Genomic DNA, 20,573 nt, shown 5'->3' with positions numbered 1-20,573 from the left:
CCCTCCTTATTCCAAAATTGATGGCACACGGAATTGCCCATCTGCTTGGTCCGGTGCATTTTTTAGTGCTTCTTCTTTTGTGATCCAATCTTTCGGTTCATCTTCACGGAACACGTTCTTCATATCTAGTACATGCGTCATCGGCTTAACGTTGCTTGTATCAACCTCACTCAATTGCTCGGAAAAGTTAATGATCGAGCTCAATTGCTCACTGTATTTTTCCGCTTCCTCATCTGTAATCGCAAGTCTTGCCAAATGAGCGACATGCTTCACATCTTCAGTCGAAATCTTTTTAGACATTCTGGCACCTCCAATATTTACATCCATCTATATGTAACATTATGAATCAAAAATAACCTTACAATACTCCCTTATCATAGCAAAATAACCGTTCGCATGGCAACGATAAGTATAGGTAGAGAATCGCTGACGAAATTGGATGATCGGAAGTTGGCTCAATGGGATTGGACCGCACCCTTTCGCTTGCTAACGGCTTTTAGCGATCGCCGTTCAAATTCGCGTGGTGGACTGCCGAACTCATGGGCTAGATACAAGACTTCTTTTCAAAAAATCTTTCTATAAAAAATAGTAAGATTAAACTGACAAATTTAGTTGTTTCCTTTATAATACTTAGTATCACGAAATAGTTTATAGGGGGAATTACATGGCACAGCGCATGAAGCGTTCAGAAGTTCCTGTTGAACAAACATGGAATTTAGAAGATTTATTTTCAACACTAGCTGATTGGGAAGAAGCACGAATGGAGTTGGAGGATGAGCTTCCGACGGTCACACAATATGAAGGGCGACTCCATGAAGGGGCAAATGTTTTGTATGATTGCCTCGAAGCTCAAACAGCATTGATGGAAAAAGCGACGCTTGTCGCAACGTATGCCAATCTACGTAGTTCGGAAGATGGAACGAACGCAGAAAACCAGGCGAACTCAGCAAAAGTTTCGGCTACGCTTGCGAAGGTTGGTGCAGCTCTCTCTTTTGTAAATTCAGAGATCTTGGCGTTGCCTGAAGGTACAATCGAAAAGTATCTCAACGAAAATGAAAACCTAAGTGACTATCAATTGGTTTTACAAGATTTAATCGAAGAAAAACCATATACCTTATCCGCTGAAACAGAAAAAGTATTAGCTTCTCTTGGACAAGTGACAAGTGCGCCGTATATGATTTATCAGCGGAGCAAGTCATCAGATATGGCCTTCGCTGACTTTGAACACGATGGCGAGACGTATCCGAATTCATTTGCTCTGTTTGAAGATGAATATGAGCTTTCACCTCAGACGGCGATTCGCCATAAGGCCTATGAATCGTTCGTTGAAACATTGAAAAACTATCAAAATACATTTGCCGCTACGTATTCAACGGAAGTGACAAAGCAAGTTACGCTATCAAAGGTTCGCGGCTATGATAACGTCACACAAATGTTGTTACAACCGCAAAAAGTCACGGAAGAAATGTATCATAACCAACTGGATGTCATTCAAAAAGAATTGGCACCGCATATGCAACGTTTTGCAAAGTTGAAAAAGCGTGTTCTCGGCTTGGACAAGATGTCTTTTGTCGACTTAAAAGCTCCATTGGACCCCGACTTTAATCCAGAATCTTCTTATGAAGAAGTGTGCGATACCATTCTAAATGCATTGCAAGTGATGGGGCCAGAATATACAGATGCCATGAAAAAAGCGATGACCGAGCGTTGGGTCGATTATGCCGATAACGTCGGAAAATCAACTGGCGCCTTTTGTGCGAGTCCATATGGTTCCCATCCATATATCTTACTGACATTTACTGGTAACATGCGTGGTGGATTTATTTTGGCACATGAATTAGGTCACGCGGGACATTTTTATTTTGCCAATCAAAACCAGCGAATTTTCAATACACGTCCGTCAACTTATTTCATTGAAGCACCATCTACATTGAACGAGTTGTTGTTAGCCGATCACCTATTGGAAAATACGGACGACCCACGGATGCGTCGCTGGATCATCCTGCAACTGCTTGGCACGTATTACCATAACTTCGTGACGCACCTGCTCGAAGGAGAATATCAACGCCGGGTTTATTCATTGGCGGAAAAAGGCATTCCGTTAACAGCCCAAACGTTATCTGAACAAAAAGGTGAAGCTTTGGAAAACTTCTGGGGAGATACCGTTGAGATTGATGAAGGAGCCAAGTTAACTTGGATGCGTCAGCCACACTATTATATGGGCCTTTATCCATATACGTATTCAGCTGGACTCACGGCTTCGACCGCTGTACATCAGTTGTTTAAAGAAGAAGGTCAGCCGGCAATTGATCGATGGTTGGACGTTTTGAAAATGGGTGGAACGAAAACACCGCTTGAATTAATGAAATATGCAGGAGTCGATATGTCGACACCAGACGCCGTCAGAAAAGCTGTCGCCTATGTCGGTTCACTCGTCGATGAACTTGAAAAAAGCTATGAATAACTGATTTGAAACAGAGCTGCTAAGAAATTAGAGCTCTGTTTTCTTTTGTATAAATACGACTTTCTAGAAGAAAAGATTAAAATCCGATAAACTATAAGTAACTGGAGGTTTTACATATGGTTAGAAAAGTATGGGTTTCGCATAGTGGTGGGAAAGATTCGATGCTCGCCTTACATCGAATGATGAACCAATCAGATATTGAAGTCGTAGGTTTGCTGACGACAATCACTGAAGGATATGAACGTTCCACTACCCATGGCATCAGGGAAGAACTCGTCGATTTGCAAGCCGAACTTTTAGGATTACCGATGCACAAAGTCTTTTTACCGAAAGATCCGTCCAACGAAAATTACAATCAACGAATTTTCGATGCCTATGAAACAGCACGGGATGAAGGGATTTCTCACATTGTTTTCGGTGATATTTTGTTGAAGGATGTTCGTGACTACCGGGAAAAACAAGTTCAAGAAGCTGGATTGGAAGCGATTTTCCCATTATGGGGCGAATCGACAGATGATTTAATTCACGAATTCATGGAGCTCGGGTATGAAACGATCATCACGACAATAGATCCAACGACTGTTCCGATTTCTTTTTTAGGAGAAAAAATAACGACGGATTTACTAGAGGCTCTACCTAAGAATGTTGATGTTTGCGGTGAAAATGGTGAGTTTCATACCTTTGTCGTTGACGGCCCGTTATTTGAGCGAACCTTACCTTATAAGATTAGCGAACACACTCATGAAGGACCTTATTATACATATATCGATTTAGTTAGGAGCGAAACAACATGACAAATAAGGATAAAGAAAAAACAAGTTTGATTCCCGATATGGTCATCGGTGTATTGATCGCCATTGCCGTATGGCTCGTTACAGATAACCTCGTGACCGGAATCGCTGTAGGTGTCACGATCGGTGCAGGACTCAATGTAGTTAAAGAAATGAAAAACCGGAGAGATTCGGACTGATTTGGTGTAAGGTTGAAACCTCTCTGTGCGTCTATTAGAGTGCGGCGAGTGGCTATGACTAGTAAACTCGTGGTTATCAGCAGTAAGTATTATTTTATCAACAGTCAGAGCGTATTTATCGACAGTTAGTAACGCTTTATCAACAGTCAGAGCGACTTTATCGACAGTTTGAAACACTTTATCAACAGTCAGAGCGCTTTTATCGACAGTCAGACCAACTCTATCAACATTCAAATCACATTTATCAACCACCTCATACAACCAAATATAAAAGGAAAAATCCCGGCACAAGACCGGGATTTTCTCATCTTTTTATTAATACATTTCGGAGATTGTTTTTCCTTGTAGGAAGTTATTCAAGTAGTCAGGTCCGCCTGCTTTGGAGTCGGTTCCAGACATCTTGAATCCGCCGAATGGGTGGTAGCCAACGATGGCTGCTGTACATCCACGGTTAATGTAAAGGTTTCCGACGTGGAAGTCTTCTTTCGCCATTTCAATATGCGTACGGTTGTTGGAGATAATTGCTCCAGTTAGGCCGTACTCTGTATTGTTTGCAATATCTAGCATTTCGTCAAAGTCTTTTGCTTTTGTAAAGGCAACGACTGGTCCGAAGATTTCCTCTTGCATGATGCGAGATTTTGGATCGGCATCCGCAAAGATTGTCGGCTGGATGAAGAATCCATTCTTGTCATCTCCCGTACCACCATGTACGAGGCGAGCGCCTTCTTCTTTTCCGATTTCAACATAGTTCAAGATTTTATCATAGGAAGCTTGATCGATGACCGCGCCCATGTAGTAGTTTTTCTCAGATGGATCACCGACATCAAGATCTTTCGTTAATTCAACACAGCGGTCTAACAACTGATCATAAACGTCTTCATGCGCAACGACTCGAGAACAAGCTGAACATTTTTGACCAGAGAAACCGAAAGCTGAGTTAACAATCGATTCAGCGGCTAACTCCAAGTCCGCATTGTCATCCACGATGATTGTGTCTTTTCCGCCCATTTCTGCGACGACACGTTTTAACCACTCTTGCCCTTCTTGCACGACTGCTGCACGTTCAAAAATACGAGTACCTACTTCACGAGAACCTGTGAAGCTGACAAAGCGCGTTTTCGGATGCTCGACTAAGTAATCACCGACTTCTCCACCTGGTCCTGGTAAGTAGTTAATGATTCCACCAGGGAGTCCTGCTTCTTTTAATGCTTCCATTAATTTGTAAGCAATGACTGGTGTATTACTTGCTGGCTTTAAGATGACGGTATTTCCAGTCACCATTGGAGAAACGGCCGTTCCAGCCATAATAGCGAATAGGAAGTTCCATGGTGAAATAACGACACCAGCGCCTAATGGTATATAACTGAAGCGGTTATTTTCGATTGGACGGCTGACGATGTCTAGTCCTTTTCCACTATCAATTTCGAGCATTTGTCTTCCATAATATTCTAGGAAGTCGATTCCTTCTGCGATATCCGCATCAGCTTCTTTCCACGGTTTTCCGCCTTCTTTGATAATCCATGCATTAAATTCAAAGCGTCGGCGACGAATAATTGCCGCTGTACGGAAAAGAATATCTGCACGCATTTCGGCAGTGGATTTTCTCCACCATTCGAAATGTTCATTTGCTGATTGGATCGCTTTCTCTGCAAGTTCTTTATTCGCTTTGGAAACTTTACCGATCACTTCATCTTTATTTCCTGGATTTGTCGAAACAATTTTATCATCTGTATAAACCTCTTCACCGTCGATGAGGAGAGGATACTCTTTGCCAAGCATTTGTTCAACTTGATGAAGCGCTTCTTTCTGCGCTTTCTGATTTTCCTCTAATGAAAAGTCTGTAAACGGTTCATGTTTGAAAGGTACTACCATTGAAATCTTCCTCCTCTTAATTTTCTGATATTATAGCGCTTACATACCTATTCTAAATGAAAGGGAGGCGGTATTCAATCCTTCTTTTTTGCCTCCCTATCAAAAACAGTTATTGATAGATATAAACTTCTGGTTCTTCTTTGTCTGCTTTTCTGTAAACGACGCTTTCTTGGCGTTCCGGTGACATGACATTCACTTCCACATCGTAATGGTTTGGAAAATGTTCCTGAACTAATCGGTACACATGTTGTGTGAAGCCGACAACTTCTTGTTTTCCGTTGAATTCTATTGTTATATCAATTGATAAGTCGTGTAAATTTCCACCATTAAAATAACCCGTACCAATTACACCAATATAATTCGGGAAAAATTCGCCGACATCTCTTTCAAATGCCGTAAAGGCTTCATATTGATCGTAATGGTTTCGCTCAGCTTCTCCAGATGGAAAAAGAACGTATTTTTCATTAATATTTTCCCACTCACCGATTGTACGGCCATTCGGATCGACAACCGCCTTGGTTAAATAATTTCCAGGTGTAATTCCACTTGCCTCATTTTCTTTATACAAAGCAACCAAAATCGGAATGTCCGCTAATTCTTCACGATCTCTTAGCCGATTGATCACCTTTTCAGCCGTTTCCTTGCCAAACTTCAATAGTTCCGCTTCATCGATTTCTGTGTAAAGCGTCGGTTCACCAATATCTGTTTGGAAAGCATATTCAGATTTCAATACAAGTGCTACTGCGATTCCTCCAAGTTGCATTTGATCTTCATTCACGCGTTGCAAATAGTTTTGCTCGTGTATATAGGAGAGAATCTGTGGACTATCTTCTTGCATTTCTTTTTTCTTTTCTTTGTCTGCCTTTTTATATTTCTTTTCATTTAACGGCGGATTCAATCCGACTTGAATATCCTCAGGGTCTGCATCCTCGTTCGCAGCTAATTCTTCACGAAGTTTTTCTTCTGTAAGTTGCCTACTCAAATAATCTTTTAACAAATCTTCTGTTAAGTACTGCCCCTCTTGGAAAAAGTATTCCTCTGTATCGAAAACGTCTTTCGCTTGGCGGATCAATCCTTGTTCGACTTCATCGATATCGTATCGATTTCTTACTTTATTGACGATCAATCCACGCGCGACACCAGGAACATAAGGCAAAATGGTTCGATACGTATCTTCTTCTAGCTTATTGGTCGGGATAATGTATCGCTGTTCCTCTTCATCTTCTGTTTCCTGAACAACTTCTTCATCGGTGTTATAGTTCGGTGCACAGCCTGAGACAATCAATAATAGTGCCAGGCTGAACAGGATAAATCGTTTCATTCCGTCCACTCCCTAAGCATTCAGTGCTTCTAGCATCTGTGCTTCATTCCATATTTCGATGGATAATTCTTTGGCTTTTTCCAATTTAGAACCGGCATCCTCGCCAGCAATCAGTAAATCCGTATTTTTACTAACACTTCCTGTTACTTTTCCACCAAGCGACTCAATCTGGCTTTTCGCTTCTCCGCGAGACATTTCGGTTAATTTGCCGGTCAACACAATTGTTTTATCAGCAAATGGAGAATCAGTAGGCACTTCGATTGCTTCGTGTAAATAACTCATATTCAAACCTGATTCCTTCAGCCGTTGAATCAATTCCTTTGCTTCTGGTTTTTCAAAATACGTCACAACGGAATCAGCCATTTTTTCTCCAATTTCCGGGACACTCTCAAGCGTTTCGCGATCAGCCTCCATTAATGGATCGATCGATTTAAATTCAGCGGATAAAATGTCTGCCGCTTTACTGCCGACAAAGCGGATGCCCAACCCAAATAACAGTCGTTCGAGTGAATTCTCCTTAGATGTTTCGATGGCATTCAACAAATTAGTAACGGATTTTTCACCCATTCGGTCCAATTGAAGCAAGTCCTCTTTCTTCAAGTGGTATAAATCACCAATATTACGAATAAGCTCATGGTCAAATAATTGTTCGATGACTTTTTCACCTAGACCATCAATGTTCATCGCAGTCCGCGAAACAAAATGGATGAGCCCTTCTTTTAGCTGAGCTGGACAATTTGGATTCATACAACGCCAAGCTACTTCGCCATCAATCTTTTCTAAATGGCTTCCGCATACCGGACATGTATCAGGCATCCGGAAAACCTGCTCATCCCCGTCTCGCTGATCTTCAACCACGCGAACGACTTCCGGAATTATGTCACCCGCTTTTTTGATGACGACGGTATCTCCAATTCGGATATCTTTTTCAATAATTAAATCCTCATTATGCAACGATGCACGCTGTACGGTCGTTCCAGCAACTTGAACAGGGGTCAAAATCGCTGTTGGTGTGACAACGCCTGTCCGTCCGACGCTAAGTTCGATATCTAGTAAGTCGGTAATCGCTTCTTCAGCAGGGAATTTATAAGCGATGGCCCACCGAGGGCTTTTCGCTGTAAAACCGAGCTCTTCCTGTTGCTGGATCGAATCGACTTTAATGACGATGCCATCAATATCATAGTCCAACTCATTTCGGTGGATCGTCCACTCCTCTGTATATTCAATGACTTCTTCAATCGTGTCGAATCGCTTCGTTTCTGGGTTTGTTTTAAATCCTAATTCACGTAAGTATTTCAATCGTTCACTATGTGAAGCCGTCGATGCTGCTTGCCATTCACCGACCGCATATAAGAAGACGTCTAAATTACGATTTGCGGCGACTTTCGGATCGAGCTGACGCAGTGAACCTGCCGCCGCATTTCGAGGATTTGCGAAAAGTTCAAGCCCGTCTTTTTCTCGATTATCATTTAAAGAAAGAAAAGATGGTTTCGGCATGAACACTTCGCCGCGAGCTTCAATCGTCACAGATTCCGTCAAACGAAGGGGTATGCTCTTGACAGTCCGTAGATTGTGCGTGATGTCTTCCCCTGTCTTTCCGTCACCTCTTGTTGCGCCAAGTACAAACTTCCCTTCCTCATAACGCAATGAAACAGCCAAGCCATCAATCTTCAGCTCACATACATATTGAAAGTCATCTCCAATTTTTCCTCGAACACGACGATCGAAGTCACGTAAATCTTCAGCATTAAAAGCATTGCCAAGACTTAACATCGGTACCGTATGATCGACTTTTCGAAACTCGTCTAACGGTTGTCCGCCAACGCGTTGGGTCGGTGAGTCATCCGTAATGAGCTCTGGATGTTTTTCTTCCAGTTGAACGAGCTCGTGTAACTTTTGATCATACACCGCATCGGGAACGGTCGGTTGGTCCAACACATGATACTCATAATTATATTGATTGAGCTCTTTTCGTAACGCTTCAGCTCTCTTTTCTGCTTCGCTCATGTCACTCATCCTTTATCCTTTTTCACATAGAAAATCGCCTTATATTTTCTCGATTGGTGCAAATTGGGCGAGCAATCGTTTAATTCCTGTCGGTGCAGGAAACGCGATATCCAACTCGGTATCTTCACCTTCACCGACCACTTTGACGACCGTACCTTCACCCCATTTTTTATGCGAAACCTTATCTCCTAATTGGAAATTCACATCACCTTTTGGCTTTTCTTTAATTACACGAGATTTTCTTTTACCCGTCGTCCGATTTGGTCTGAAATCATCGATCGTTGTTCGGAAGCCTGTTTGTTGCGTTGTCTCTTTGACGTCTTCTTCAATTAATTCGAACGGAATTTCATCCAAAAAGCGACTTCGCTCATTGTATTGCGTTCGACCGAAAATCGTACGGGACGTCGCATGTGTAATAAATAAATCGCGCTCTGCCCGGGTAATGCCTACGTATGCCAAGCGGCGCTCTTCTTCCATTTCTTCCATATCGAATAACGAACGGGTATGCGGAAAGATGTTTTCTTCCATTCCGACTAAAAAGACGACTGGAAATTCAAGTCCTTTCGCCGCGTGCAAGGTCATTAATGTAAGCTTATCTTTCGTCTCTTCATCGGTGTTATCCAAATCAGAGATCAAAGCTAAGTCTGTCAAAAATGAAATTAACGTCTGATCTTCACTCGTTTCTTCAAATTGCTTTGTAACAGTTTTGAATTCTTCTAAGTTTTCCAAGCGGCTTTGTGATTCAATCGAACGATCTTTCATCAGTTCTGCTTCATAGCCTGAACGAGACAGTACTTGTTCGACCATATCCGTGACATTCAAAAATTCTTGCTGTTGTTGCCAGTCTTCAATCATTTCACGGAACAAATTCAGCTGGTTAGATGCCTTTTTGCTCATGCCAGTAAAATCTGACTCTTTAACCGCATCAAACAGCGATAAATCATTGATTTCTGCATGCATTTGCAATTTTTCCATTGACGTTTTTCCGATGCCACGCTTCGGCACATTCACGACACGCTGAAAACTAATATCATCATGCGGATTCGTAATTAAGCGTAAGTATGCGAGCAAGTCTTTGATTTCTTTTCTGTCATAGAACTTTGTCCCGCCGACGATTTGGTAAGGGATGTCGGACTTCACGAGCACATCCTCCACTGCACGTGATTGCGCATTCGTTCGGTAAAGAATTGCCATTTCTTTATAGCGTGTACCTTTTGTCCGGTTTAACTCTTGTACTTGGTCGATGACATAACGCGCTTCATCCCGCTCATCAAGTGCTTTGAACAACTTGATTTCCGTTCCGTCATCATTTTCTGTCCATAGATCTTTCGGCTTTCTCGATTGGTTATTTTCAATGACCGTATTCGCAGCTTGCAAAATTTTCTTCGTTGAACGATAGTTTTGTTCGAGCAAAATTACTTTCGCGTTTGGATAGTCCTCTTCAAACGAAAGAATGTTATAAATATCTGCTCCACGCCATTTATAAATCGATTGGTCGGAATCGCCTACGACGCATAGGTTTTGAAAACGAGCGGCTAACTGTTTCACCAATTCATATTGCGCTTTGTTTGTATCCTGGTACTCATCGACATGAATATATTGAAAACGGTTTTGGTAGTAATGAAGAACTTCCGGATTTTTTTGGAATAAAAAATGGGTTTCCATAATTAAGCTATCAAAATCTAGCGCCTGGTTTTTCTTCAAAATCGTTTCGTACGTTTCATATAATTCAGCGATTTTTTCTTCACCATAATCATTCGCTTGCTGCTTCATCACTTTTGGCGTGATCAGTTTATTCTTCGCATCACTGATCGCATACTTAACCGCCTTCGGATTGAACACTTTGGGATCGACGTTATTAATCCGAAACGCTTCTTTTACGGCTGTCTGCGAATCGGATGCATCATAAATCGCGAAGTTGCGATCGATGCCTAACTTATCCCCGTCTCGTCGCAAAATCCGAACACAAAGGGAGTGGAACGTCGACATGATGATCTCTCGTGCTTGGTCTCCGACAAGTTTCGTGACCCGTTCCTTCATTTCCTTTGCAGCTTTATTCGTAAATGTAATCGCCAAAATGTTCATTGGCGCGACTTCTTTTTCTGATAGTAAATAAGCAATCCGGTGAGTCAGCACGCGTGTTTTTCCACTTCCGGCACCTGCCATGACAAGCAGTGGACCATCTGTATGCTTGACCGCCTTCGCTTGCTCTTCGTTCATTCCTTCAAGGATTTCTTGCATGGATAAACTCATTTATTTCCCACCCTTAATTTTCTCGACTGAATGGACCGCGTGAACAGTTCGCAATGCTGCATTCAAATTTTCATAAATGACGTTTCCGACAACGACGATATCTGCATGCCGCGCCATTTCTCTCGCTTCTGCCTTCGTGGTAATTCCACCACCATAAATCAATAAACTTTGATCGAGTTCTTGACTTACTTTTTCCACAAGCTTCACATCTCCGTATGTACCGCTGTATTCCATATAAACGAAAGGAAGATGCATTAAATGTTCGGCTACTTGTGCATAAGCAATCACATCTTCATCCGTTACCTGTTTCGATTCTGTCCATTGGTATGCTTTGGACTGAGGATTCAACATAATATAGCCTTCCGCTTTCAACTCTTCCCATTCAATGAACTCCCCGTATTCCTTGACGGCTTGCTGGTGGTAATCAATCAACCAGTTTGGATTTTCTGTATTCAATACCATTGGAATAAAATAAAAATCGTAGCCTGGTGTGACCGCCGACAAGTTGGATACTTCCAAAATACACGTCACTTGGTAACGTCGAATTCTTGCCAACAAATCAAGCACTTGATCTAGTGTCACGTCGTCCGTTCCACCTACGATCACTGCGTCTGTACCCGACTCACAGATTTTTTCCAACGATTCATCATCGATTGGTTTATTGGGATCTAATTTAAAAATGTGTCTCCACATTCGGTAATCTTCAATCATTCGACACACGCCTCCAAAATTACATACCTTTACCTCACTTATTATAGCAGAAACAGGGGGTGTCTTTCACCGATTCTTCTTAAGCAATTCGGATTAATTTGATGGCCTCCCGCTCCCTCCGCACAATTTTGTTGAGAAAAAGATTCCGTTATGCTACGATGTTCTCAGGAAATATGCATATTAACCCACGAAGAAGGACCAATAGTAACCAATCACCTCTGCAAAAAGCGATTCAGGGACGGTGTAAGCCTGAAGCAAGTATTGGCGAAAAGGCAGTCTGGAGTGTATTTTTTTGAAAGCGGACATGATGTTCATGTCAAGCAGGGTGGAACCGCGAGATCACATCTCGTCCCTGGGCAGTTAATGCCCTGTGGACGAGATTTTTTTATGTAACAGATTATGAAGGAGGCTATATACATGGCGAAAGATATGGAACAGCTTGTCAATCATGCGAAACACCGCGGATTTGTTTTCCAAGGATCTGAAATTTACGGAGGATTAGCAAATACGTGGGATTATGGTCCACTTGGAGTAGAAGTGAAGCGTAATTTGAAAGATGCTTGGTGGAAAAAGTTTGTCCAAGAACAGCCGAACATGGTCGGTTTGGACGCTTCAATTTTGATGAACCCAAAAACGTGGGAAGCATCCGGTCACTTAGGCAATTTCAATGACCCAATGATCGATTGTAAAGAATGTAAATCACGCCACCGCGCAGACCATTTAATCGAAAATCATTTTGAAGCAAAAGGCGAAGAGCGTGTCGTTGATGGCTTGCCTTTTGACGAATTGCAGAAAATCATTCAAGAAGAAGGCATTACTTGTCCGAATTGTGGATCGGATGATTTTACAGATATCCGTCAATTCAACTTGATGTTTAAAACATATCAAGGAGTTACCGAAGACTCTTCAGATGAAATTTTTATGCGCCCGGAAACAGCGCAAGGAATTTTTGTGAACTTCAAAAATGTTCAGCGTTCAATGCGTAAAAAAGTTCCATTCGGAATTGCACAAATCGGTAAAAGTTTCCGTAATGAGATTACACCAGGGAACTTTACGTTCCGGACGAGAGAATTTGAACAAATGGAGATCGAATTCTTCTGTAAGCCAGGCCAAGAAAAAGAATGGTTTGATTATTGGTTAGACTTCAGTCACAACTGGCTGACAAACCTCGGACTGAATAAAGAATTGATTCGACGCCGCGAACACGATGAAGATGAATTATCTCACTACAGTAAAGAAACAACTGACCTGGAATACCTCTTCCCATTCGGCTGGGGTGAGCTATGGGGTATTGCATCTCGTACGGACTATGACTTAACACAGCATGCAGAGCATTCCGGCGAGAACTTTGAATACATCGATCAGGAAACAAACGAGCGTTATATCCCTTACGTCATCGAACCATCATTAGGCGCAGACCGTTTGGCTCTTGCTTTCCTAGCCGATGCATATCAGGAAGAAGAACTCGAAGATGGAACAACACGTACAGTGATGAATTTCCATCCAGCAATCGCACCGTATAGAGCAGCGGTCTTCCCATTATCGAAGAAGCTTTCTGAAGAAGCACAGGAAGTATTCCGCGACTTGGCTGCAGATTTCATGGTCGACTATGACGAATCGGGTTCAATCGGAAAACGGTACCGCCGTCACGATGAAGTCGGAACACCGTATTGCATCACATACGACTTCGACTCCAAAGAAGACGGTCAAGTCACAGTGCGCGACCGCGACACAATGGAACAAACAAGAATGCCAATCAGCGAACTAAAATCCTTTTTGGCTGACAAAATGAAATATTAATATAAAAATGACACCAAGCGTTGACTTGGTGTCATTTTTTTGTGGCTATGGCTGGGCTGCGGAGCGTCTATTCGACGATAGAGCAAGAAAATTCCGGCCTTACCGTCGATTAGAAGGCTTCTATTCGACGATAGAGCAAGAAAATTTGGGCCTTCCGTCGATTAGAGAGCGTCTATTCGACGATAGAGCAAGAAAATTTGAGCCTACCGTCGATTAGAAGGCGTCTATTCAACGATAGAGTGAAAAAATTTGGCCCTATCGTCGATTAGAGTGCGTCTATTCAACGATAGAGCAAGAAAATTCGAGCCTACCGTCGATTAGAGGGTTTCTATTCGACGATAGAGCAATAAAATTCGGGCCTTCCGTCGATTAGAAAGCTGCAATCCAAGGGTAGCGGTCAAACTATCCTTTTTTAGTATTTTTCCCTTAAATATATTCTATTGCAAGTACTGTAAAAATGATGTTGCAATTAGGAAATAAATGACGATACTAACCATGTCGTTCAGCGTGGTTATAAAAGGTCCTGAAGCAACGGCCGGATCAATATTTAATTTGTTAATAATAATTGGAATGACACAACCAATGAAGGTCGCAAATCCTAATGCGAGAAAAACCGAGCCGCCGACGATAAATGCCAGTGGCCAATTTCCGTTATAGAAAATCGGAATGACGATAAGCAAAACCGCAGCCGAGCAAATACCGATCATGAACCCTGCAGATAATTCCCGTAAAATAATTTTCCAGACACCTTTTTTCACTTCGTCATTTGAAATACTTCTAACAATGACTGCTAGTGTCTGTGTCCCCGTGTTTCCTGCAGCACCCATCACTAAAGGAATAAACGCAGATAACATCACAACTTCTTGTAACGTACTTTCGAAAAAGCTAATGATCTGTGCTGTAATCATCCCAATCAGCAATAATCCCATAATCCACGGCGCTCTTTTTTTCGCAGCAATCAACGCAGATATTTCAATACCTAATGCGCCCCTAGAGGCAGCGAATTCACCTAAGTCCTCTGTCGCTTCTTCTTCTACGACATCCATGATTTCATCGACCATAATAATTCCCAATAAATGATAATCTTCGTCAACAACAGGAATGGCAATCAAGTCATAGTCCTTCGTCAGCTTCGCAATATCTTCCTGATCTTCCTCTTGAAAAACTTGAATGACTTCTTCCTTCATAATTTTTTCTAATGTCTGGTTTGATTCAGCCGCCAACAAATGACGAAGCGAAACGACGCCTACTAATTTATGATCGTCATTTTCAATATAAATATAGTAAATCGTCTCCGCGTCCTCACTAAACTCTCGCAATTTCTCGATAGCCTGCTCAACAGCCAAATCTTTATTTAACGAAACAAACTCTGTTGTCATCAACGCTCCAGCTGTACCTTCCTCATGTTTCATCAGCTGCATTGTTGTCCGTGCTTGTTCAGCATCCATTTGATCAATCGATTGATGAATAACATCCTCTGGCAAACGATTAAATAAATCGGCTAATCGATTCGTTGACATCGCTGAAAAAACTTCAGCCTGGTAGGTTTCATCTAACTCTTGAATCTTTTCTACTTGATCCTTCACTTTCAATTTTTGAAATATCTCAGCAAATTCCTTAGCTGATAAAGATTCATAAACCTTTTTTCGTAAGGAAGGATTTTGTAATTGCTCAAACCAGGTCATCTGATTATATGGATGCAAACGTAATAATTCATGCCTAAATGACTCAATATCGTCTTTTTGAAGATATTCATCCAATTTTTTATAAGAACGATGTGCCGAAATCGCACTTAATAATAGAAACATAACGGTTCACCTCAATAATACAATCTATCTATTGGATTACCCGAAGTTATGCAGTTTGAACCTCTAACAGAATGAACATGTTAGAATAAAAGAAACAAAAACTAGGAGTATTTCGATGAAATTACACTATTTATTGGCCGTCGGCTTAGGAGGCGCTTTAGGAAGCGGCTTTCGGTACATGATCGCCCGCTTACTTGCTGACACACCATCCATAGCAACATTTAGCGTCAATATCCTGGGAAGCTTCCTATTAGGAGCAATCGTAGCCTACTTCATCACACATCCAGAAAAGTACATCTTCCAATTATTATTAGGGACTGGGTTTTGTGGTGGATTTACAACAATGTCTACAGTAGCCTTCGATTTTTTCACGTTCATTGATAGCGAGCAATATACTTACTTGGTCACTTACGCATCAGCAACCTTAATTGGAGGAATACTCGCAGCACTCAGTGGATTTATTTGGATGGAAAAGAAGGTGACAAAATGATTCACGTCATGATCGGTGGAGCATTCGGTGCGATCACTCGATATGTGCTCTCTCTATTATTTTCTAAAACAAATGTATTTCCTTGGGGAACACTCACTATCAATTTAATTGGATCTTTTTTATTAGGAATCGTAATCGCCGCCATGTCGAGTGGGCCAAATACTCTCTTACTTGGCACTGGTTTTCTCGGAGCCTTCACAACTTTCTCGACGTTCAGCGTTGAAACAGTGGACATGCTTCGTGGGAAAAAATATCTAACTGCGGCCTTTTATATCGCGAGCAGCTTTATTGGAATAGGCATCTGTTTTTCAATTGGATATGTGTTGGTTGGGTAAAAAACGATTGTCTATTCAACTGAATACACCTCTCGCTTTATGAATCAATAGTCGCGCGGTTTCTCTTCGACCGAAGCTACTTTTATGAACTCCATTCGGGCGTTGAGACCGCTTCTCGACGACCTTTCGTGCTGATTTGGCACTCATTCGGGCGTTGATCGTCCAAATATCTCCATTTTCACACATAAAAAAATCCGCTCCCTTAAACGGAACGGATTTTTTACTCATTTATTCTTCTTTTTCATCTGCATAAATTCTACCGAATACCATTTCGTATCCTTCACTGCCGTAATTCAAGCTTCGTTTTACGCGTGAAATCGTCGCCGTTGAGGCATTCGTTTCTTCCTCAATTCGTTGGTACGTGTGGCCTTCACGAAGCATCCGAGCGACATCCATTCGTTGTGCGAGTGCTTGGATTTCATTGACCGTTGCTACATCGTCAAAGAACTTATAACATTCTTCAACGTCTTTCAATGCAAGAATTCCTTTGAAAAACTGATCCAATTCTTTCCCGCGCAATTTATCGATTTGCATGTAAAACCCTCCTCCAGGTTTTTTCTTGTCCATTCTTTGTTGTTTATTGAATCGTTACTTTCTCTTCAATGCCTAGTGGGATCACGTTGATCCATGTTTTACCGGGAACTAATTTTGCTTCTTTCCCGTCTACAAATGGGAGCATTAGTCCATCGACATTTTTCCATTCAATTTCTTTTGCTACACCATTTTGGATCAAGTATCCTTTTCCACCCGATTCGCGGTCAATGTCCCGGCGTAATGCCTTATCAATGACCTCATGGTGTGTTTCGTATATTAAAACATTTGCGTAATGAAGCTGTTCTTCTGTGTTTAAATCGGTAGATGGCTGTCCATCGGCAAAACGTGCATACGTATTCGTCGCTTCATCATATCCATAGGAAACACTTAAGTTACTGAAATAATCAATCGTTATGTCTGTTGCTGGTGAACCATCAACTTCGCTCAGCTCATCTTCTTCATAAAAACCGAGCCAGTCATGCTCTTTTTCTGTCTCTATATTATTCCGTTTTGCGACTTCATAAGCATTTTCCAATAACGCATACGAATTATGTGGGGCTCTTCGGAAGGATTCCCGTTTGAACAAAAATCCGTCGTCGTCATAATAAGCTCCATTCAAATTATCCACCCAACCGGCACGTAAATCTTCTTCAATGAAATTTGCTGCGCCATGATAAATGTACAACGCTTCGTGTGCTTTGGCCGTCTCTATATAGTAAGAGCGCGCGCTTCGTACAGGTCCAACCGCTTCTGGTAATTGACTTTGAAATATTGCCAGAAAGCGAGTAATCGGTCCTTCAGCCAAAAATTCATATACAACATCAGCATCAATCAACCCTGTTTGCGGTCTAGCTTTTGAGTGATTATTAATCATCACCGCCAACGCACGATTCGTCACTTCTTCCTCAGATTCTTCTCCGTTCAATGGATAAGTGTATTGAGGTTTCGTTTCAATTTCTTCATTTTCATTCTCGGTAGATTCGTCATCCGTTTGATTTTGTTCCGTTTCAGCCGGTTCCTCGCTCGTTTCTTCATCGTCGCTACAAGCGGAGGTGACTACCAAAATCATTAATAAAGTAAAAATAACGTAATACTTTCTCATCGTTTCCCCACTACCTTTTAATTGAAATTTGCATTAACGCATAATCGACGGGAACAAGACTTCTTTTTTCATGACATCAATAATTCCTGATGGTGTAATTCGGATATAGGGCAAATGTGTCGATGATAAAAATAACAATGTATAGACAGGATCGCCAAATGTATAACCGAATTCTTGTAACAGCTTTTTCAATTCTCTCTCTTTTTCAATAACGTCTTCCATCTTTAAGTTTGCCATAACACCTTGTAACCGTAAAGGTAGTTCGAAAATGATTTCACCTTTATGTGCAAGAACAATGCCTCCACCTAGCTCCTTCATTCGCTGGAATGCAAGCTGGATATCGCTCTTTTTCTTACCGAGCAAAATGACATCGCCTGTATTGGAATAGGAGCTCGCAAGTCCACCAAGAGAATCGGTAAACCCTTTTATATAGGTAGATGTTAACCATTTTCCTTCCTTATCCATCAAAAGTACATACGCTTCGTTATTTGAACGGGACAGTAAATTTTTATTCGATTCCGTTTTGACGGCATAAGGCTTCAACAATACATCACTCATCATTTCCATACCAAAAGGCATCGAAATATGTAAGTCATCTGCATCAGGCTCCCAATCTAATTTCAACGGATTGAAATCATAGGCTGGCCAATCAACTGGCTTCATGTAATCGCTCGCTGTTTCTCCATTTCGGACAATCCATTTTCCTTTCGCCATAACGGAAGTAGGTATTGGATTCTCTTTTGAAGAAAGGAAATTGATGTGCGCTGTGCGACCCGGCGCAATACTTCCAAGACGATGCTCTAAATTAAAATATTTTGCCGCATTGATTGAGCCAATAGCATACGCCTCTTCAACGGGAACCCCTTCTTCAATCGCTATTTCGATACAGCGTTCAATCATTCCTTCTTCTTCGTAAAAAGTAGGGGTTGCTCCATCGGTTGTGAACATCATATAATCCCAAACCTTCACATCGTAAGCCGTAAGCTCCTTTAGTATATTTCTCAAGTCCGGCCGAATGGAAGAATGGCGAATCGCTGCGTAATAACCCAACTGCAAACGTAAATACAATTCTTTCGCAGAAATCGATTCGTGGTCGCCATCCGCGCCAAGCAATTTCATTTTTGACAAGGTTCGGATGGAAGCGCCTGGGAAATGACCTTCCACGGACTTACGAAGCCGCTTCGTCTCCTGCATCCAATATAGGGATAAGTCATCTTCTTTTAAAATTTCAGGCCAATTCGTCAGTTCGCCCCCTTGAATGACAGCTTCATGATTGAGCCAATCCAATACTTCTTCATTATCTAAAAATTCTTCCTCTTCCCGGAGTGCAGATTGCGAATCGAATCGAGCCCACCAGAAAAGAGAAGCAGGTATATCTTGTAGACTATCAATAAAAGAAAACGCTTTCTTTTTTTCCAATAATAAAAGAAGCATCAAGTTGTCATTAACAAGTGTTGTCGTTCCTTTTTTCAATGCATACTCCGCCAAGGAATGGGGATTATATAACTGGTATGGATGTGAATGAGGCTCAACATAACCAGGAACAAGGTATTCTCCGGAGCAATCGACCAATTCAGTGTTTGTCATTTTCTTCGGCATGTCTTCGCCGACAAACACAATGCGATCCTCATAGATCCAAATATTTGCTGTTTGCCACTTTTTTATATAGACATTTAAGAAAGTCGCATTTTTTAAAACGATCGTCGGTGAAATTTTTCCGTCAATAATAGCAACATGTTCTCTTAGCTGCTTGTTGCGCCAACGATATAAATGTTCTTGCATGTTCAGTCCTCCATTTATCTCTGTATAGTCTATATTTTAATGCATTAAATCTGTAAAGGGAAGGAAAAAGTCGTGAGAAAACAAAATATCGGAACGGTTAGTGCGTTTGTCCGGACAAGCATCGGACTATGCGGTTTAGCAGTAGGGTCAGCGAGGCTTTCACGTCGTCCTTTAACAATCGGAAACCTTTTGTTAGTCGAGTTATCAGCGCTAATCGCCGCTGAAGGTATGACAAAATATTGCCCGACAAAGGAGCTATTCGACCCGCAGAGGTTTTTACACAAACCTTATTTAAATGAATGATCGATTTAAGGTTATCAAAAATTTCCAACAAACGAAAGGTTCAAAAGGGAATTATCCACTTTTGAACCTCGTTATTTTTCTATCGCCTCAAAGATGATCTCTTGACTAATCGGTACGCGTTCACCGTTTTTCTTCTCTTCAAAAACGGGTTTTTCCATCCGTCTGATTGGCCGATATCCGTCCTTTGCCATTTGGTCTAAACACACATCGATCGAGTCAAAATCACTCACCCTGTACTTTTTCTTCTTCACGCTGTAATCGACTCCCTTTTACTTTCTTCACCCAGAAGCCACCGTGGATTTGACGTGGTTCATAAGCAATGATAAATGCTTTTGGATCGATTTCCTTAACCGCTTCGTACAGCATTAATTCGTAACGGCGTGGTGTCAACACCTGTAACGCCAAGCGATCACCGTCCATTCCATATGCATACCAACTCGTCACCCCGTAACCTTTTGCACGAAGCTTACGAGTAAATGGAATGTCTGGGTTAGAGGAAATAACGTTTACCGTAATATACCCAATCGCCAGCTTCTCTTCAATTCTCATTCCAACAATGACACCAATCCCAAAGCCGAGTGCATAAGCAATGACGTTTTGGATTTCACCTAGGTTGTCCAAGACAAGTCCTAAGCCTACTACATAAACGGTTATTTCAAAAACGCCAATGGTAGCTGCAATATATTTTTTCCCTTTTAAGGTAAAAATCATCCGTCCGGTCAATAAAGATACGTATACAATATTTACCACTAGGATAATTGTTACCATGACAAGGCTAGATTCAAGCAACGCCAAGTCTCCTCTCAAATGAATATACTTTT

Annotated in this window: 20 protein-coding genes; 7 read left to right on the top strand and 13 right to left on the bottom strand. The window is 41.6% G+C overall.

The genetic code is table 11. From position 1 onward, the window contains the following. Window positions 1-6 precede the first annotated feature (6 nt). A complete protein-coding gene (gatC, locus tag KQ486_RS10390; protein WP_144161949.1) occupies window positions 7-300 on the bottom strand; it encodes an Asp-tRNA(Asn)/Glu-tRNA(Gln) amidotransferase subunit GatC in 294 nt (97 codons plus the stop codon). Between the two features lie 364 nt (window positions 301-664). Here gatC and pepF point away from each other — a divergent pair, with 364 nt between their 5' ends. The 3 genes from pepF to KQ486_RS10375 all read left to right on the top strand — a co-directional run bounded on the left by pepF (window position 665) and on the right by KQ486_RS10375 (window position 3,434). After that, window positions 665-2,464, top strand: coding sequence for an oligoendopeptidase F (pepF, locus tag KQ486_RS10385; protein WP_216687575.1), 1,800 nt, complete (start codon window positions 665-667; stop codon window positions 2,462-2,464). Between the two features lie 116 nt (window positions 2,465-2,580). Further along, entirely contained in the window at window positions 2,581-3,258 is a 678-nt protein-coding gene (locus KQ486_RS10380) for a Dph6-related ATP pyrophosphatase (protein ID WP_216687574.1), read from the top strand. Beyond that, window positions 3,255-3,434: a septum formation initiator gene (locus KQ486_RS10375; RefSeq protein WP_216687573.1), complete on the top strand. Its 180-nt coding sequence runs from the start codon at window positions 3,255-3,257 to the stop codon at window positions 3,432-3,434. Before KQ486_RS10380 ends, KQ486_RS10375 begins: the two co-directional genes overlap by 4 nt. A 315-nt stretch (window positions 3,435-3,749) precedes the next feature. Here KQ486_RS10375 and pruA read toward each other — a convergent pair whose 3' ends face one another. The 5 genes from pruA to pcrB form a co-directional block, all read right to left on the bottom strand. After that, window positions 3,750-5,306, bottom strand: coding sequence for an L-glutamate gamma-semialdehyde dehydrogenase (gene pruA / locus KQ486_RS10370; RefSeq protein WP_216687572.1), 1,557 nt, complete (start codon window positions 5,304-5,306; stop codon window positions 3,750-3,752). Between the two features lie 109 nt (window positions 5,307-5,415). Beyond that, on the bottom strand, window positions 5,416-6,627 hold the full coding sequence (locus KQ486_RS10365) for a CamS family sex pheromone protein (RefSeq protein ID WP_216687571.1): 1,212 nt from the start codon (window positions 6,625-6,627) through the stop codon (window positions 5,416-5,418). Window positions 6,628-6,639: 12 nt separating this feature from the next. Then, window positions 6,640-8,634 carry an NAD-dependent DNA ligase LigA gene (gene ligA, locus KQ486_RS10360; RefSeq protein WP_216687570.1) on the bottom strand — a complete coding sequence of 665 codons (1,995 nt, stop codon included), beginning with the start codon at window positions 8,632-8,634 and terminating at the stop codon, window positions 6,640-6,642. Between the two features lie 39 nt (window positions 8,635-8,673). Next, the gene (pcrA, locus tag KQ486_RS10355; protein WP_216687569.1) at window positions 8,674-10,887 is read right to left on the bottom strand and encodes a DNA helicase PcrA; all 2,214 of its coding nucleotides are present in this window, start codon (window positions 10,885-10,887) and stop codon (window positions 8,674-8,676) included. Then, complete coding sequence (gene pcrB, locus KQ486_RS10350) at window positions 10,888-11,595, bottom strand: heptaprenylglyceryl phosphate synthase (protein ID WP_216687587.1); 708 nt, start codon at window positions 11,593-11,595, stop codon at window positions 10,888-10,890. A gap of 420 nt (window positions 11,596-12,015) precedes the next feature. Between pcrB and KQ486_RS10345 the strand changes: the two genes are divergently transcribed. Further along, window positions 12,016-13,398: a glycine--tRNA ligase gene (locus KQ486_RS10345; RefSeq protein ID WP_216687568.1), complete on the top strand. Its 1,383-nt coding sequence runs from the start codon at window positions 12,016-12,018 to the stop codon at window positions 13,396-13,398. Window positions 13,399-13,835: 437 nt separating this feature from the next. Here KQ486_RS10345 and mgtE read toward each other — a convergent pair whose 3' ends face one another. Continuing rightward, window positions 13,836-15,206, bottom strand: a complete 1,371-nt coding sequence (gene mgtE, locus KQ486_RS10340) for a magnesium transporter (protein WP_216687567.1) — start codon at window positions 15,204-15,206, stop codon at window positions 13,836-13,838. Between the two features lie 115 nt (window positions 15,207-15,321). Between mgtE and KQ486_RS10335 the strand changes: the two genes are divergently transcribed. Together KQ486_RS10335 and crcB are read left to right on the top strand one after the other, a co-directional pair. Further along, window positions 15,322-15,696: a fluoride efflux transporter FluC gene (locus KQ486_RS10335; protein ID WP_144163768.1), complete on the top strand. Its 375-nt coding sequence runs from the start codon at window positions 15,322-15,324 to the stop codon at window positions 15,694-15,696. Next, window positions 15,693-16,031: a fluoride efflux transporter CrcB gene (gene crcB / locus KQ486_RS10330; RefSeq protein ID WP_144163769.1), complete on the top strand. Its 339-nt coding sequence runs from the start codon at window positions 15,693-15,695 to the stop codon at window positions 16,029-16,031. Before KQ486_RS10335 ends, crcB begins: the two co-directional genes overlap by 4 nt. Before the next feature lie 15 nt (window positions 16,032-16,046). Here the strand turns inward: crcB and KQ486_RS10325 are convergent, their stop codons facing one another. The 4 genes from KQ486_RS10325 to KQ486_RS10310 are packed head-to-tail and all read right to left on the bottom strand — an operon-like array spanning window position 16,047 to window position 19,449. Then, window positions 16,047-16,259, bottom strand: coding sequence for a hypothetical protein (locus KQ486_RS10325; protein ID WP_216687566.1), 213 nt, complete (start codon window positions 16,257-16,259; stop codon window positions 16,047-16,049). Further along, complete coding sequence (locus KQ486_RS10320; protein ID WP_144163770.1) at window positions 16,260-16,565, bottom strand: YerC/YecD family TrpR-related protein; 306 nt, start codon at window positions 16,563-16,565, stop codon at window positions 16,260-16,262. A 43-nt stretch (window positions 16,566-16,608) separates the two neighbouring features. After that, entirely contained in the window at window positions 16,609-17,667 is a 1,059-nt protein-coding gene (locus KQ486_RS10315) for a DUF3048 domain-containing protein (RefSeq protein WP_216687565.1), read from the bottom strand. Between the two features lie 33 nt (window positions 17,668-17,700). Then, window positions 17,701-19,449 carry an adenine deaminase C-terminal domain-containing protein gene (locus KQ486_RS10310; protein WP_216687564.1) on the bottom strand — a complete coding sequence of 583 codons (1,749 nt, stop codon included), beginning with the start codon at window positions 19,447-19,449 and terminating at the stop codon, window positions 17,701-17,703. Window positions 19,450-19,521: 72 nt separating this feature from the next. Between KQ486_RS10310 and KQ486_RS10305 the strand changes: the two genes are divergently transcribed. Beyond that, window positions 19,522-19,752 (top strand): YgaP-like transmembrane domain, encoded by a 231-nt coding sequence (locus KQ486_RS10305; RefSeq protein WP_186278679.1) that lies wholly within the window; start codon window positions 19,522-19,524, stop codon window positions 19,750-19,752. 71 nt (window positions 19,753-19,823) lie between these two features. Here KQ486_RS10305 and KQ486_RS10300 read toward each other — a convergent pair whose 3' ends face one another. Together KQ486_RS10300 and KQ486_RS10295 are read right to left on the bottom strand one after the other, a co-directional pair. Further along, window positions 19,824-20,003: an NETI motif-containing protein gene (locus KQ486_RS10300; protein ID WP_255439964.1), complete on the bottom strand. Its 180-nt coding sequence runs from the start codon at window positions 20,001-20,003 to the stop codon at window positions 19,824-19,826. Then, entirely contained in the window at window positions 19,975-20,541 is a 567-nt protein-coding gene (locus tag KQ486_RS10295; protein WP_216687563.1) for a DUF2179 domain-containing protein, read from the bottom strand. Before KQ486_RS10295 ends, KQ486_RS10300 begins: the two co-directional genes overlap by 29 nt. Window positions 20,542-20,573 lie beyond the last annotated feature (32 nt).

It is taken from the genome of Allobacillus halotolerans (assembly GCF_018967645.1).
Lineage (GTDB): Bacteria > Bacillota > Bacilli > Bacillales > Alkalibacillaceae > Allobacillus > Allobacillus halotolerans.
This window is presented reverse-complemented; position numbering and strand designations above follow the sequence as displayed.

Coding starts and splice junctions, on each gene's coding strand:
- KQ486_RS10375 (WP_216687573.1), top strand. CDS start 3,255: ATGACAAATAAGGATAAAGAAAAAACAAGTTTGATTCCCGATATGGTC.
- pepF (WP_216687575.1), top strand. CDS start 665: ATGGCACAGCGCATGAAGCGTTCAGAAGTTCCTGTTGAACAAACATGG.
- KQ486_RS10345 (WP_216687568.1), top strand. CDS start 12,016: ATGGCGAAAGATATGGAACAGCTTGTCAATCATGCGAAACACCGCGGA.
- mgtE (WP_216687567.1), bottom strand. CDS start 15,206: ATGTTTCTATTATTAAGTGCGATTTCGGCACATCGTTCTTATAAAAAA.
- KQ486_RS10335 (WP_144163768.1), top strand. CDS start 15,322: ATGAAATTACACTATTTATTGGCCGTCGGCTTAGGAGGCGCTTTAGGA.
- gatC (WP_144161949.1), bottom strand. CDS start 300: ATGTCTAAAAAGATTTCGACTGAAGATGTGAAGCATGTCGCTCATTTG.
- ligA (WP_216687570.1), bottom strand. CDS start 8,634: ATGAGCGAAGCAGAAAAGAGAGCTGAAGCGTTACGAAAAGAGCTCAAT.
- KQ486_RS10365 (WP_216687571.1), bottom strand. CDS start 6,627: ATGAAACGATTTATCCTGTTCAGCCTGGCACTATTATTGATTGTCTCA.
- KQ486_RS10325 (WP_216687566.1), bottom strand. CDS start 16,259: ATGAGTAAAAAATCCGTTCCGTTTAAGGGAGCGGATTTTTTTATGTGT.
- KQ486_RS10315 (WP_216687565.1), bottom strand. CDS start 17,667: ATGAGAAAGTATTACGTTATTTTTACTTTATTAATGATTTTGGTAGTC.
- KQ486_RS10320 (WP_144163770.1), bottom strand. CDS start 16,565: ATGCAAATCGATAAATTGCGCGGGAAAGAATTGGATCAGTTTTTCAAA.
- crcB (WP_144163769.1), top strand. CDS start 15,693: ATGATTCACGTCATGATCGGTGGAGCATTCGGTGCGATCACTCGATAT.
- pruA (WP_216687572.1), bottom strand. CDS start 5,306: ATGGTAGTACCTTTCAAACATGAACCGTTTACAGACTTTTCATTAGAG.
- pcrA (WP_216687569.1), bottom strand. CDS start 10,887: ATGAGTTTATCCATGCAAGAAATCCTTGAAGGAATGAACGAAGAGCAA.
- KQ486_RS10310 (WP_216687564.1), bottom strand. CDS start 19,449: ATGCAAGAACATTTATATCGTTGGCGCAACAAGCAGCTAAGAGAACAT.
- KQ486_RS10380 (WP_216687574.1), top strand. CDS start 2,581: ATGGTTAGAAAAGTATGGGTTTCGCATAGTGGTGGGAAAGATTCGATG.